This window comes from Streptomyces spirodelae (assembly GCF_017676385.1).
Taxonomy (GTDB): domain Bacteria; phylum Actinomycetota; class Actinomycetes; order Streptomycetales; family Streptomycetaceae; genus Streptomyces; species Streptomyces spirodelae.
The window spans coordinates 161,012-173,454 of sequence record NZ_JAFFZN010000003.1 but is presented as its reverse complement, the minus strand read 5'-3'; the positions used below and the strand labels follow the sequence as shown (position 1 = coordinate 173,454).

Below are 12,443 nucleotides of genomic sequence, written 5' to 3'. Positions count from 1 at the left end.
GTATCACGCCCGGCGGCGGGCGGCGTGCGCCGGACCCTCAGCCCGGGGTGCAGACCTTCGTCAGCTCGTCCGCGGCCTCCACCACCGGCTTGGTGCTCGGCGTGCGGCCCGCCTCCACATCGGTGCGTACGCTGTCGACCGCCTCGCGGAGCCGGGAGACGGACTTGCCGACATCCCCGTCGTCCGTCTCCTTGTCGATCTTGGAGAGGTTCTTGTCTATCCGGTCCAGCGCCTGGTCAGCGCGGGTCGGGTCCTCACCCGCGTCGGAGACCGCCTGCTGGAGGTCGTCGACGGACCGGGCGACGGCCGAGGCCGTGCCGGCGCAGTCCAGCGCCCGGTCCACGGCCGAGCAGCCCGCCAGCACGGGCACCGCCAGTGCGGCGGCCGCCGCGGCCGCCGCCGCGGTGCCGGCCCTTCTCCGTGACACCTGGCTGAGTGACACCTGCACGTCCCCCTCCACAAGACTGGTCGGGCCGCACGGTTCGACACGTGCGGCCCGCACCCCGTCAGACGCGTAAAGCGAGGGCAAAGTTCCCCGGGGTGCCCGATTTTCCGGCCAACCGCTGCCGGCTCAGCGCCCCAGCGCCGTGCGCTGGTGGCCGTCGAGCTGCGCGCAGCCCGCGACGGCGAGGTCGAGCAGCCCGTCGAGCTCCTCGCGCGCGAAGGGCGCGCCCTCGGCCGTGCCCTGCACCTCGACGAAGCGCCCGTCACCGGTGCAGACCACATTCATGTCGGTCTCGGCGCGCACGTCCTCCTCGTACCGCAGGTCCAGCATCGGCACGCCGTCGATGATGCCCACGCTGACCGCCGAGACGGTGCCGGTCAGCGGCTGGGACTTGGCCTTGACGAGCTTGTGGTCCTGCGCCCAGGCGACGGCGTCGGCGAGCGCGACGTAGGCGCCGGTGATCGCCGCCGTGCGGGTGCCGCCGTCGGCTTGGAGCACATCGCAGTCGATCACGATGGTGTTCTCGCCGAGCGCCTTGTGGTCGACAACGGCGCGCAGCGAGCGCCCCACGAGCCGGGAGATCTCGTGGGTGCGGCCGCCGATCCGGCCGCGCACGGACTCCCGGTCCCCGCGGGTGTTGGTGGCGCGGGGCAGCATGGCGTACTCAGCGGTGACCCAGCCCTCCCCGCTGCCCTTGCGCCAGCGGGGCACGCCCTCGGTCAGGCTGGCGGTGCACAGCACCCGGGTGTCGCCGAAGGAGACGAGGACGGAGCCCTCCGCGTGCTTGCTCCATCCACGCTCGATGGTGACGGGTCGCAGCTCCTCGGCCGTTCGGCCGTCGATACGTGACATGCGTGCGAGCGTATCCCCGGCCGGGTGGCTCAGCCGAATAGAGGGCTTCCTCTCCCTGCTCTGCTGTGCTGACGAGGGGGTGCCTCTTGCTACATCATGTCTTCGATCTCCGCGGCGATGGGGTCGGCGTCGGTGCCGATGACGACCTGGATCGCGGAGCCCATCTTGACGACGCCGTGCGCTCCGGCGGCCTTGAGCGCCGCCTCGTCGACGAGGGAGGCGTCGTTGACCTCGGTGCGCAGGCGGGTGATGCAGCCCTCGACCTCTTCGATGTTGTCGAGCCCGCCGAGCCCGGCGACGATCTTCTCAGCCTTGCTGGCCATGTCCTTCTCCTGTATTGACGGACGGGTTTGTCACGTTAGCCCACGATCAGCCCAGCTCTGCGAGCGCCGGTGCGCCGTCTGCCGAATGATGACGGTGACGACGTCAGCGGACGCCGCCACTAGTGGTCTACACCATTATGCGTCAGCCGCAGTCAGGAGGAGGCTCGTGAGCGCCAACGCCGCAGCCGGGCCGGGGCGGAAGTGGGGCTCCGTCTTCTTCCAGGGCCTGCAGAAGATGGGCCGCAGCCTCCAGCTGCCCATCGCGGTGCTCCCGGCCGCCGGCATCCTCAACCGGCTCGGCCAGCCCGACATCTTCGGCGACGACGGGCTGGGCTGGACGGACGTCGCAAAGGTCTTCCAGGGCGCCGGCGGCGCGCTGCTGGACTCGGCGCTCGGCCTGCCGCTGCTGTTCTGCGTGGGCGTGGCCATCGGCATGGCCAAGAAGGCGGACGGCTCCACCGCGCTGGCCGCCGTCGCGGGGTTCCTCGTCTACTACAACATCCTGCAGCAGTTCCCCGACTGCCCGTCAGGCACCACGTTCGACGCCGAGCTGGGCACCTGTCTGGCCAAGGACAGCACCGCCGCCGGCGCCGCGTCCTTCCAGAACCCGGGCGTCTTCGGCGGCATCATCGTCGGACTGCTGACGGCCTGGTTCTGGCAGCGGTTCCACCGGGTCAAGCTGGTGGACTGGCTGGGCTTCTTCAACGGGCGCCGCCTGGTGCCGATCATCATGGCGTTCGTCGCGCTGTTCTTCGCGGTGCTGTGCCAGTGGGTGTGGCCGCCGATCGGGGACGGCCTGACCAGCTTCTCGAAGTGGATGACGGACCTGGGCGCCTGGGGCGCGGGCATCTTCGGCGTCGCCAACCGGGCGCTGATCCCGATCGGCATGCACCAGTTCCTGAACACCTTCATGTGGTTCCAGTTCGGGAGCTACAAGAAGCCCGACGGCGAGGTCGTGCACGGCGACATCAATCGCTTCCTGGCCGGTGATCCGAGCGCCGGACAGTTCCTCTCCGGGTTCTTCCCGATCATGATGTTCGCGCTGCCCGCCGCCGCGCTGGCGATCACGCACGCGGCCCGTCCCGAGCGACGCAAGGTGGTCGGCGGTCTGATGCTGTCGACGGCGCTGACCTCGTTCGTGACGGGGGTGACCGAGCCGATCGAGTTCTCGTTCCTGTTCGTCGCCCCGGTGCTGTACGTCATCCACGTCCTGCTGACCGGCGTCTCGATGGCCGTCACCTGGGCGCTGGGGGTGCACGACGGCTTCAGCTTCTCGGCGGGGCTGATCGACTACGTCATCAACTGGAGCCTGGCCACCAAGCCGTGGCTGATCGTGCCGATCGGGCTGTGCTTCGCCGCCGTCTACTACGTGCTCTTCCGCGTCGTGATCTCCAAGTTCGACCTGAAGACCCCGGGCCGGGAGCCCGAGGAGGTCGCCGAGGAGATCGAGGACGAGGTGACGCGCTAGCCGGTACGCGCGTTACCCAGATCACCCGGAAGCGACCGTTCCGCGGTCCGCCGCAGCCGTGCTACTAATGGTCTAAACCACATGTGGACTAGACCACCCGGGGCTGCCTCCTCCCTGTGCAGCGCCCGCTCCACCCGGAGGAAGACCCATGAGCACGGACACCGCTGCTCCCGCGAAGAAGCGGGGCTCCGGACTGTTCCAGGGGCTGCAGAAAGTCGGCCGCAGCCTGCAGCTTCCCATCGCCGTCCTGCCCGCGGCCGGCATCCTCAACCGGCTCGGCCAGCCCGATGTCTTCGGTGACGAGGGGCTGAAGTGGCACGACATCGCGGCCGCTTTCGCCGGCGCGGGCGGTGCCATCTTCGACAACCTGCCGCTGCTGTTCTGCATCGGTGTGGCCATCGGCTTCGCCAAGAAGTCCGACGGCTCGACGGCGCTGGCCGCGCTCGTCGGCTTCCTCGTCTACAAGAACGTCCTGGAGGCGTTCCCGGTGCACGAGGCCGTGGTCAAGGCGGGCGAGGACACCCCCGCCGTCTACCACGACCCCGGTGTCCTCGGCGGCGTCCTGATGGGGTTGATCTCCGCCGTCGTCTGGCAGCGCTTCCACCGCACCAAGCTGGTGGACTGGCTCGGCTTCTTCAACGGCCGCCGGCTGGTGCCGATCATCATGGCGTTCGTCGGACTCGTCGTCGGCGTGGCCTTCACCCTGATCTGGGGCCCGGTCGGGGACGCGATCACCTCGTTCGGCGAGTGGATGACGGGGCTGGGCGCCACCGGCGCCGGTATCTTCGGCCTGATCAACCGGGCGCTGATCCCCGTCGGCATGCACCAGTTCCTCAATACCGTGGCCTGGTTCCAGCTCGGGGACTTCAAGGACGCCTCCGGGGATGTGGTGCACGGCGACATCGCCCGCTTCTTCGCAGGCGACCCGAGCGCCGGGCAGTTCATGTCCGGCTTCTTCCCGATCATGATGTTCGGGCTGCCAGCCGCCGCGCTCGCCATCGCCCACTGCGCCAAGCCGCACCGCCGCAAGGCCGTGACCGGCATGATGGTCTCGCTGGCGCTGACCTCGTTCGTGACCGGCATCACCGAACCGATCGAGTTCACCTTCATGTTCATCGCGCCGGTGCTGTACGTGGTGCACGCCGTGCTCACCGCCGTCTCGATGGCGGTGACCTGGTCGCTCGGGGTGCACGACGGCTTCAGCTTCTCCGCCGGGTTCATCGACTACGCCATCAACTGGAGCCTGGCCGAGAAACCCTGGATGATCGTCCCCATCGGGCTGTGCTTCGCTGCGGTCTACTACGGAATCTTCCGCTTCCTGATCGTCAGGCTGGACATCAAGACCCCGGGCCGCGAGCCGGACGAGGAAGTCGAGGACCTCACCAAATAGCCCGGCGGCCCGGCACCCGGCGGCACGGCCTGGCCCGGCACGGCCCAGCGACCCGGCACGGCGGCGCGGCTGCGGATCAGACCTCGTAGACCGCGCCCGGCCGGGCCACCTCGACCGGGCCGGCGAAGACCGCCTTGGCGTCACGCAGGTTGATCTGCGGGTCCGTCCACGGCGGCACATGGGTGAGCACCAGCCGCGCTGCGCCGGCCCGCGCCGCGACCTCCCCGGCCTCCCGACCGTTCAGGTGGAGGCCGGGGATCTGCTCCTTGCCGTCCGTGAAAGACGCCTCACACAGGAACAGATCGGCGTCCCGCGCGGCCAGTTCCAGCTCCGCGCACGGGCCGGTGTCACCCGAATACGTCACCACCCGGCCGCTCTCCTTGTGCTCGACCCGGAAGGCGTAAGCCTCCACAGGATGGTCGACCCGCTCCGTACGCACCCGGAAGGGGCCCGCCTCGAAGCTGCCGCCCGCCGAGAGCGTACGGAAGGCGAAGACCTCGCTCATCGACGACTCGGACGGCGTGTCGGCGTAGGCGGTGGTGAGCCGCTGCTCGGTGCCGGGCGGCCCGTAGACCGGGATGGGGCTGCAACGGCCGCCCTCGTGGCGGTAGTAGCGCGCGACGAAGTAGCCGCACATGTCGATGCAGTGGTCGGCGTGCAGATGGCTGAGCGCGATCACATCGAGGTCGTAGAGGCCGCAGTGACGCTGGAGCTCACCGAGTGCGCCGTTGCCCATGTCCAGCAGCAACCGGAAACCGTCGGCCTCGACGAGATAGCTCGAACAGGCCGATTCCGTGGACGGAAACGACCCGGAACAGCCGACGACGGTGAGCTTCATGGAGTAGGAACCTCCGTTGACGGCCTGCGGAAGAAGCCCCCGCGTCGTTGACGAGGGGACTTCCGAGCGTAAGCCGCGCGGGTCGGGGTGACTCCTCGATGGGGCGGCGGTGTGGGCGGAATCACCAGCCCGGGGTAGCGTCGTTCCCCGGCAGGTCCCGGCGCAAACGCCGCACAGTGCGACGGCAGACGGCCTCGGAGGCGGAACGAAGATGGACACCTCGTGGTGGCTGGCCCTCGGCGGCGTCGTCCTGCTCGCCTTCGTGGCGGCGCTGGTCGACGGCCGCGGCCGGCTGGGGCCCCCGCGGCGCGCCCTGCGGGCCGCCTCAGCGGCGGACGAGGGGACGCCGCCGCCCCGGCCAGGAGAGATCTGGCTGGCGACGCTGCCGGACGGCGGCGAAGCGCTCTTCCTGGTGCTCGCGGTGTGGACGGACGGCGTCCGGCTCGCCCGGCTGACGCGCGAGCCCTCCGCGCTGCCCGTACTGGCCGCCGACGCCCCGGCCGGGCCCGCCTATCTGGAGCCCGACTCCCTCGCCGAGGCCGGTCTCGCCCGCCTCCGCGCCCGCTGCGGCGAAGTGGACCCCGCCACCTGGGAGGGCGTCTGCCGCACGCTGGGCTTGCGGTGATCCGCTTCGCCCCGCAGAAGGCTAGGCCCAGAGCTGGCCCTGGACGGTTTCGATGGCGGCCTCGTCGGACTCCGCGGTGTACAGGCCGGTCGACAGGTACTTCCAGCCGCCGTCGGCGACGAGGAAGACGATGTCGGCGCTCTCACCCGCGCGCAGCGCCTTGCGGCCCACCCCGATCGCGGCGTGCAGCGCTGCGCCCGTGGAGACGCCCGCGAAGATGCCCTCCTGGGCGAGGAGTTCCCGGGTACGGGTGACCGCGTCCGCCGAGCCGACCGAGAAGCGGGTGGTGAGCACGGACTCGTCGTACAGCTCGGGCACGAAGCCCTCGTCCAGGTTGCGCAGCCCGTACACCAGGTCGTCGTAGCGCGGCTCGGCGGCGACGATCCGGATGTCCGGCCGGTGCTCACGCAGATAGCGGCCGGCGCCCATCAGCGTCCCCGTCGTGCCGAGACCGGCCACGAAGTGGGTGACCGACGGCAGGTCGGCGAGGATCTCGGGGCCCGTGGTGGCGTAGTGCGCGCCCGCGTTGTCCGGATTACCGTACTGGTAGAGCATCACCCAGTCCGGGTGCTCGGCCGCCAGCTCCTTGGCCACCCGCACGGCCGTGTTGGAGCCGCCCGCCGCCGGGGACGAGATGATCTCCGCTCCCCACATGGCCAGCAGCTGGCGGCGCTCCTCGCTGGTGTTCTCCGGCATGACGCAGACGATGCGGTAGCCCTTGAGCCTGGCCGCCATCGCCAGCGAGATGCCGGTGTTGCCCGAGGTGGGCTCCAGGATGGTGCAGCCGGGCCGCAACCTGCCGTCCTTCTCGGCCTGTTCGACCATGTACAGGGCCGGACGGTCCTTCACGGAGCCGGTCGGGTTGCGGTCCTCCAGCTTCGCCCAGATCCGCACGTCCTCGGAGGGCGAGAGCCTCGGAAGCCGTACGAGCGGGGTGTTGCCGACGGCGTCGAGCGGGGAGTCGTAGCGCATCAGCGCATCCGGCCCGCGTGCGTGGATCCCCCTGCTACTGCGGGCAGGATCGTCACGCTGTCGCCGTCGCTGAGCGTGGTGGAGATGCCGTCCAGGAACCGCACGTCCTCGTCGTTGAGGTAGACGTTCACGAAGCGGCGCAGCTCACCGCCGTCCACCAGGCGGTCCTGGATTCCGGCATGGCGGCTCTCCAGGTCGGCGAAGAGCTCACCGATGGTGGTGCCCGCGCCCTCGACCGCCTTCTGGCCGTCGGTGTAGGTGCGGAGGATGGTCGGAATGCGGACCTCGATAGCCATGAGAGTGCTCCTGTCGGAGAGGAAGAGTGCGGCTGTGCGAGCGGCTGTGCTGTGAGCAAGGCGGGCGCGCGGGTGCCCCGCGCCACGGCCGGGAAGGGGTGGGGCGGCGGACGCCGTGCGGGGACGCGCGTCAGGCCGGCGGACAGATCGCGCTGGCGAGGCGGCACAGGTCGACGTGCAGGCGCGCCACGAGCAGCATGCCCGGGGTCTTCTCGAATGCGCTCACGTCGTGGACAACCATGGGCTCATCGTAACGATTCCCGGCGGCGGAATCGGATGTGAGTTTCATGATGCGGACCGTTCTGTCTCACGGTGGCCCGGATACGGCCCGGATCTCAGTAGCTCTGGACGACCTCGACCTCTTCCTCGGTCACCTCGCCGTCCACGATGCGGAACGAGCGGAAGGAGAACGGTCCCTCGTCGTTGCCGCACTCGGCGGTGGAGACCAGGACGTAATGCGCTCCGGGTTCGTTGGCGTAGGAGATGTCCGTCCGGGACGGATACGCCTCGGTTGCGGTGTGCGAGTGGTAGATCACGACGGGCTCCTCGTCCCGGTCGTCCATCTCGCGGTAGAGCTTGAGCAGGTCGGTCGAGTCGAACTCGTAGAAGGTCGGCGAGCGCGCGGCGTTCAGCATCGGGATGAACCGTTCGGGCCGGCCCTTACCGACCGGCCCCGCGATCACGCCGCACGCCTCGTCCGGGTGGTCCGCACGGGCGTGGGCGACGATCCGGTCGTGCAGCTCCTGGGTGATGGTCAGCATGTCGGCAAGGATATGAGTGCCTCGGCTCCGGTGAGATCAGGGCTACCGCTTCTCGAAAACGTGCGGGGTACGTGCCCTGATCACGTAATAGGCACCGGTCAAAATGACGGCCCAAATAGGTGCTGCGTACAGCGAGACGCGGGCGTCCTTGTCGAAGGCCATCAGCCCGATCACCAGAAAGATGAAGGTCAGCGCCCCGATGCCGGTCCAGGGCGCACCCGGCATCCGGAAGTCCGAGCGGGGGAGCTCGCCCCGGTCCGCCTTGGTCCGATACCGCAGCTGGGAGGAGAGGATCATGATCCAGGCCCACATGCCGGAGATCGTGGCGAAGGAGACGACGTAGTCGAACGCCTTCGACGGCCACTCGTAGTTGATCCACACCCCGACCATCATCAGCGCGGCCGACACGGTGGTGCCCAGGAACGGCAGACCGGTCCTGGACAGCCTGGTGAAGACCCTCGGCCCCTGCCCGTTGAGTGCCAGGTCGCGCAGCATCCGGCCGGTGGAGTACATGCCGGAGTTGCAGGAGGAGAGCGCCGCGGTCAGCACCACGAAGTTGACGATGCCCGCGCCCGCCGGCAGCCCGATCTTCTGGAACGCCGCGACAAAGGGGCTGGTGCCCGGCTCGAAAGCGGTCCAGGAGACGACGGAGAGGATGACGATCAGCGAGCCGATGTAGAACAGCGCGATGCGCCACGGCACCGTCTTGATCGCCCTGGGCAGCGCCTTGGCCGGGTCGGTCGCCTCGCCCGCCGTGACGCCGACCAGCTCGACGGCGAGGAAGGAGAACATCACGATCTGCAGGGTCATCAGGGTGCCGCCGACGCCCTTGGGGAAGATCCCGTCGTGCTGGTAGAGGTTGGCGAACGACGCCGTGTCGCCGGCCTGCGAGAAGCCGAGCGTGATCACGCCCAGGCCGATCAGGATCATGCCGATGATCGCGGTGACCTTGACCATCGAGAACCAGAACTCCAGCTCACCGAAGAGCTTCACGGAGATCAGGTTGATGCCGTAGAGGGCGACGGTGAACACCAGCGCGGAGATCCATGGCGCGATGTCCCACCAGTAGTTCACGTACGTCGCCGCTGCCGTGACCTCGGTGATGCCGGTGACGACCCAGAAGAGCCAGTACGTCCAGCCCGTCACAAAGCCCCAGTAGGGACCGAGCAGCTCGCGCGCGTACTCGGAGAACGAGCCGGAGACCGGGCGGTACATCAGCAGTTCACCCAGCGCGCGCATGATCAGGTAGATGACGGCGCCGGCGACGAGGTACGCCAGGATGATGCTGGGGCCGGCCTTGTGGATGGACTTGCCCGCGCCGAGGAAGAGTCCCGTCCCGATGGCGCCGCCGATGGCGATCATCTGGATCTGCCGGCCGCCGAGCCCCCGCTGGTATCCCTCGGACGGGCCACTGTCGCCGACCGCGCCCCGAGCGTCCACCGGGCTGCTCGCCACCCCGGTCCCGTGCATCGGGTCCGGTGCCGGACCGGGGTCTTCGACCTCGGAGGTCATGTGGTGCGCCTTTCTCCCTACCGATCCGGCCCTCAACAGCGGATCCGTGCAGGTGTACCACGCAGCGGCCGTCGCGACGCAGGAGCGAGAACCGGGACATACGGGGCGGACGCGGGCAGCGCGCCAGGAAAGGCGGGAGAATATGACTGGTTCGTTAATCGGTTTTTGCCGTCCGATTAACGAACTCGGTCCGGCGAACAACGGCGTGGAGCAGAGAGCCGGGGCCGGGGCGGGGCCGGGGCCAGGGCGGGGCCGGGCCCCGCAGGGTCACGGCATCAGCGTCTCGACCAGCGTCTCCTGGAGGCCGCCCAGCCACAGGTAGGCCATCACCATGGGCTTGCGCTCGTCGGAGTCGGGCAGCTGGTACAGCTCGTCGTCGGTGTCGTCGCTGACCTCCAGCCGGGTGCCGATGGCCAGCCGCAGATCGTTGAGCGCGCCCAGCCACTGCTGGGACTGGGCCGGGGTCAGGGTGAGCACGGCGCCGCTCTCTCCCGGCGTGAGGGCGTCCAGCGCACGCACCACGGCCAGCCCGTCCTCCCGCTTGCGGGCCCGCAGGTCGTTCTCCGTGTAGCGGCGGAACTCGGCGGAGGCGGCGCGGTCCCGCTTGGCCCGCGCGGCCTCCTCGCTGCCAGGGGTCAGATCCTCGGGGGGCGCCGCCTGAGGACCTGGGCCGTAGGCGTCGGGAAAGAGCCGGGCCAGGGCCGGATCGGCGGGCGGCTCGCTGGGACCGTCGGCGAACGGCGGCCAGGAGACCGCCTCGATGCCCGCGAGCTCGTCCTCCATGCTCTCGGAGCCGCTTCCGCCGCTCTCACCGCCGCCCTCGGCACCCCCTCGGGCGCCGCCCGGAGCCGGGGACTCGGCGTCCCGGGGTGGGCGCGGCTGGTCGGCGGGCTCGCTGCCGGGGCCGATCAGCTCCAGCAATTGCACCGCCAGGCTGCGCAGGATCGAGATCTCGACCTCGTCCAGCGCGATGGTGGCGCCACCGTCCTCGGTGGGCTCGAAGTGCCCTGCCATCAGCGGTCCTGGGTGAGCGTGGCCCACAGGCCGTAGCTGTGCATGGCCTGTACGTCGCGCTCCATCTCCTCGCGGGTACCGCTGGAGACGATGGCGCGTCCCTTGTGGTGGACGTCGAGCATCAGCTTTTTCGCCTTCTCCTTCGAATAGCCGAAGTACGCCTGGAACACGTACGTGACATAGCTCATGAGGTTGACCGGGTCGTTGTGCACCACGGTCACCCAGGGCACATCCGGCTCGGGAACCTCCACGGGTTCCTCGGTGGTCTCCGGGCGCTCGATCTCCGTCGGGGTGGCGACACTCACAGGTCCCATGCTGCCACCCGGTCCCCGGAGCCGCCCAAGCAGTGCCCCCGGTCGCCGCATATCGTCAAGCTGACGAGATCCGGGGTAGGCTCGCCGTGACCGACTCGAACACACGAGGTGAGGCAGCAGTGCTGGATTCCCCAGGGGGGCAGCCCCCGAAAGACTCCCGGCAGCCCAAGGAGGCCCGGGAGGACTCCCGGCAGGAACACGCCCGGCGGATGGAGACGGGGCTGCCGGTGGCCGTGCCCTCCACGGCGCTCTTCACCGACCAGTACGAGCTGACCATGCTCCAGGCCGCACTGCGCGCCGGGACGGCCGAGCGCCGCTCCGCCTTCGAGGTCTTCACCCGACGGCTCCCCGAAGGCCGCCGCTACGGCGTCGTCGCCGGCACCGGGCGGGTGCTGGACGCGGTGGAGAACTTCCGCTTCGACGACCAGCTCCTCGACTTCCTGCGCGAGACGAGGGTGGTGGACGAGCCCACCCTGCGGTGGCTCGCCGACTACCGCTTCACCGGCGACATCGTCGGCTACCCGGAGGGCGAGGTGTACTTCCCCGGCTCGCCCATCCTCCGGGTGGAGGGCACCTTCGCCGAGTGCGTGCTGCTGGAGACGGTGATCCTCTCCATCCTCAACCACGACTCGGCCGTGGCGGCCGCCGCCTCCCGGATGGCCGTCGCCGCCGCGGACCGCCCGCTGATCGAGATGGGCGCCCGCCGCACCCATGAGCTCGGCGCCGTCGCCGCAGCCCGCGCCGCCTATGTGGGCGGCTTCGACACCACCTCCGACCTGGCCGCCGGGTTCCGCTACGGCATCCCCACGGTGGGCACCAGCGCCCACGCCTTCACCCTGCTGCACGACACCGAGCGGGACGCGTTCACCGCCCAGGTCGAGTCGCTGGGCCAGGGCACCACCCTCCTGGTGGACACCTACGACGTGGCCGAGGCGGTCCGTACGGCGGTCGAGGTGGCCGGCCCGGACCTCGGCGCCGTCCGTATCGACTCGGGGGACCTGCTGCTGGTGGCGCACCGGGTGCGCCGACAGCTCGACGAGCTGGGCGCCGACCGGACCCGGATCGTGGTCACCAGCGACCTGGACGAGTACGCCATCGCCTCACTGGCCGCGGCGCCGGTGGACGCGTACGGCGTCGGCACCCAGCTGGTCACCGGCAGCGGCCACCCGACCTGCTCGATGGTCTACAAGCTGGTGGCCCGCGCCGACTCCGAAACACCCGGCGCCCCGCTACGCGCGGTGGCCAAGCGTTCGACGGGCGGCAAGACCTCCCTCGGCGGCGCCAAGTGGGCGGCCCGGCCGCTGGACGCGGGCGGCGTGGCCGAGGCCGAGGTGGTGGGCACCGGCGAGGTACCGCCCGAGCTGGCCGGTCACCTCCTTCAGGTGCAGCTGGTCGACCGCGGGACCGTCGTCGGCCGCGAGCCCCTGGATACGGCACGCGAACGCCACCGCGCGGCCCGCGCCCGGCTCCCGATGTCCGCGACCCAGCTCTCCCGTGGCGAGCCGGTACTCCCCGTAGAGCACGTGTAACCCCCGGATACCCGTGTAACTCCTGGATACGGGAGGGGCCCTCCTGGCGGCGTTCTCCCACTGCCGCCGGGCCCCTCGAGTGTCTAGGCTCGTAAGCGACACCC

At 70.0% G+C, this 12,443-nt stretch carries 15 protein-coding genes; 4 read left to right on the top strand and 11 right to left on the bottom strand.

The window, feature by feature from the left end; translation table 11 throughout:
• Positions 1 to 37 precede the first annotated feature (37 nt).
• The 3 genes from JW592_RS04955 to JW592_RS04945 all read right to left on the bottom strand — a co-directional run bounded on the left by JW592_RS04955 (position 38) and on the right by JW592_RS04945 (position 1,635).
• Positions 38 to 427, bottom strand: coding sequence for a hypothetical protein (locus JW592_RS04955; RefSeq protein WP_307805292.1), 390 nt, complete (start codon positions 425 to 427; stop codon positions 38 to 40).
• 144 nt (positions 428 to 571) lie between these two features.
• The gene (gene rph, locus JW592_RS04950; protein ID WP_209263630.1) at positions 572 to 1,297 is read right to left on the bottom strand and encodes a ribonuclease PH; all 726 of its coding nucleotides are present in this window, start codon (positions 1,295 to 1,297) and stop codon (positions 572 to 574) included.
• 89 nt (positions 1,298 to 1,386) lie between these two features.
• Complete coding sequence (locus JW592_RS04945; protein ID WP_307805301.1) at positions 1,387 to 1,635, bottom strand: PTS sugar transporter subunit IIB; 249 nt, start codon at positions 1,633 to 1,635, stop codon at positions 1,387 to 1,389.
• A gap of 151 nt (positions 1,636 to 1,786) precedes the next feature.
• Here JW592_RS04945 and JW592_RS04940 point away from each other — a divergent pair, with 151 nt between their 5' ends.
• Both JW592_RS04940 and JW592_RS04935 read left to right on the top strand, forming a co-directional pair.
• Positions 1,787 to 3,088 (top strand): PTS transporter subunit EIIC, encoded by a 1,302-nt coding sequence (locus JW592_RS04940; RefSeq protein WP_209263629.1) that lies wholly within the window; start codon positions 1,787 to 1,789, stop codon positions 3,086 to 3,088.
• Positions 3,089 to 3,236: 148 nt separating this feature from the next.
• Positions 3,237 to 4,478: a PTS transporter subunit EIIC gene (locus JW592_RS04935; protein ID WP_209263628.1), complete on the top strand. Its 1,242-nt coding sequence runs from the start codon at positions 3,237 to 3,239 to the stop codon at positions 4,476 to 4,478.
• 76 nt (positions 4,479 to 4,554) lie between these two features.
• Here the strand turns inward: JW592_RS04935 and JW592_RS04930 are convergent, their stop codons facing one another.
• Positions 4,555 to 5,316: an MBL fold metallo-hydrolase gene (locus JW592_RS04930; protein WP_209263627.1), complete on the bottom strand. Its 762-nt coding sequence runs from the start codon at positions 5,314 to 5,316 to the stop codon at positions 4,555 to 4,557.
• 211 nt (positions 5,317 to 5,527) lie between these two features.
• Between JW592_RS04930 and JW592_RS04925 the strand changes: the two genes are divergently transcribed.
• Entirely contained in the window at positions 5,528 to 5,941 is a 414-nt protein-coding gene (locus tag JW592_RS04925; protein ID WP_209263626.1) for a type II toxin-antitoxin system PemK/MazF family toxin, read from the top strand.
• Positions 5,942 to 5,962: 21 nt separating this feature from the next.
• Here JW592_RS04925 and JW592_RS04920 read toward each other — a convergent pair whose 3' ends face one another.
• The 7 genes from JW592_RS04920 to clpS all read right to left on the bottom strand — a co-directional run bounded on the left by JW592_RS04920 (position 5,963) and on the right by clpS (position 10,810).
• Entirely contained in the window at positions 5,963 to 6,913 is a 951-nt protein-coding gene (locus tag JW592_RS04920) for a PLP-dependent cysteine synthase family protein (RefSeq protein ID WP_209263625.1), read from the bottom strand.
• Positions 6,913 to 7,209, bottom strand: a complete 297-nt coding sequence (locus JW592_RS04915) for a MoaD/ThiS family protein (protein WP_209263624.1) — start codon at positions 7,207 to 7,209, stop codon at positions 6,913 to 6,915. The genes JW592_RS04920 and JW592_RS04915 overlap by 1 nt, the downstream gene beginning before the upstream one ends.
• Before the next feature lie 130 nt (positions 7,210 to 7,339).
• The gene (locus JW592_RS33525) at positions 7,340 to 7,450 is read right to left on the bottom strand and encodes a putative leader peptide (RefSeq protein ID WP_372446451.1); all 111 of its coding nucleotides are present in this window, start codon (positions 7,448 to 7,450) and stop codon (positions 7,340 to 7,342) included.
• Between the two features lie 94 nt (positions 7,451 to 7,544).
• Positions 7,545 to 7,970 (bottom strand): M67 family metallopeptidase, encoded by a 426-nt coding sequence (locus JW592_RS04910; protein ID WP_209263623.1) that lies wholly within the window; start codon positions 7,968 to 7,970, stop codon positions 7,545 to 7,547.
• Positions 7,971 to 8,012: 42 nt separating this feature from the next.
• A complete protein-coding gene (locus JW592_RS04905) occupies positions 8,013 to 9,482 on the bottom strand; it encodes an amino acid permease (protein ID WP_209263622.1) in 1,470 nt (489 codons plus the stop codon).
• A 267-nt stretch (positions 9,483 to 9,749) separates the two neighbouring features.
• On the bottom strand, positions 9,750 to 10,496 hold the full coding sequence (locus JW592_RS04900; protein WP_209263621.1) for a DUF2017 domain-containing protein: 747 nt from the start codon (positions 10,494 to 10,496) through the stop codon (positions 9,750 to 9,752).
• Positions 10,496 to 10,810, bottom strand: a complete 315-nt coding sequence (clpS, locus tag JW592_RS04895) for an ATP-dependent Clp protease adapter ClpS (RefSeq protein WP_099881308.1) — start codon at positions 10,808 to 10,810, stop codon at positions 10,496 to 10,498. Before clpS ends, JW592_RS04900 begins: the two co-directional genes overlap by 1 nt.
• 209 nt (positions 10,811 to 11,019) lie before the next feature.
• Between clpS and JW592_RS04890 the strand changes: the two genes are divergently transcribed.
• The gene (locus JW592_RS04890; RefSeq protein WP_209263804.1) at positions 11,020 to 12,339 is read left to right on the top strand and encodes a nicotinate phosphoribosyltransferase; all 1,320 of its coding nucleotides are present in this window, start codon (positions 11,020 to 11,022) and stop codon (positions 12,337 to 12,339) included.
• Positions 12,340 to 12,443 lie beyond the last annotated feature (104 nt).

Coding starts and splice junctions, on each gene's coding strand:
- JW592_RS04910 (WP_209263623.1), bottom strand. CDS start 7,970: ATGCTGACCATCACCCAGGAGCTGCACGACCGGATCGTCGCCCACGCC.
- JW592_RS04920 (WP_209263625.1), bottom strand. CDS start 6,913: ATGCGCTACGACTCCCCGCTCGACGCCGTCGGCAACACCCCGCTCGTA.
- JW592_RS04905 (WP_209263622.1), bottom strand. CDS start 9,482: ATGACCTCCGAGGTCGAAGACCCCGGTCCGGCACCGGACCCGATGCAC.
- JW592_RS04935 (WP_209263628.1), top strand. CDS start 3,237: ATGAGCACGGACACCGCTGCTCCCGCGAAGAAGCGGGGCTCCGGACTG.
- JW592_RS04915 (WP_209263624.1), bottom strand. CDS start 7,209: ATGGCTATCGAGGTCCGCATTCCGACCATCCTCCGCACCTACACCGAC.
- JW592_RS33525 (WP_372446451.1), bottom strand. CDS start 7,450: ATGGTTGTCCACGACGTGAGCGCATTCGAGAAGACCCCGGGCATGCTG.
- rph (WP_209263630.1), bottom strand. CDS start 1,297: ATGTCACGTATCGACGGCCGAACGGCCGAGGAGCTGCGACCCGTCACC.
- JW592_RS04890 (WP_209263804.1), top strand. CDS start 11,020: ATGGAGACGGGGCTGCCGGTGGCCGTGCCCTCCACGGCGCTCTTCACC.
- JW592_RS04900 (WP_209263621.1), bottom strand. CDS start 10,496: ATGGCAGGGCACTTCGAGCCCACCGAGGACGGTGGCGCCACCATCGCG.
- JW592_RS04925 (WP_209263626.1), top strand. CDS start 5,528: ATGGACACCTCGTGGTGGCTGGCCCTCGGCGGCGTCGTCCTGCTCGCC.
- clpS (WP_099881308.1), bottom strand. CDS start 10,810: ATGGGACCTGTGAGTGTCGCCACCCCGACGGAGATCGAGCGCCCGGAG.
- JW592_RS04930 (WP_209263627.1), bottom strand. CDS start 5,316: ATGAAGCTCACCGTCGTCGGCTGTTCCGGGTCGTTTCCGTCCACGGAA.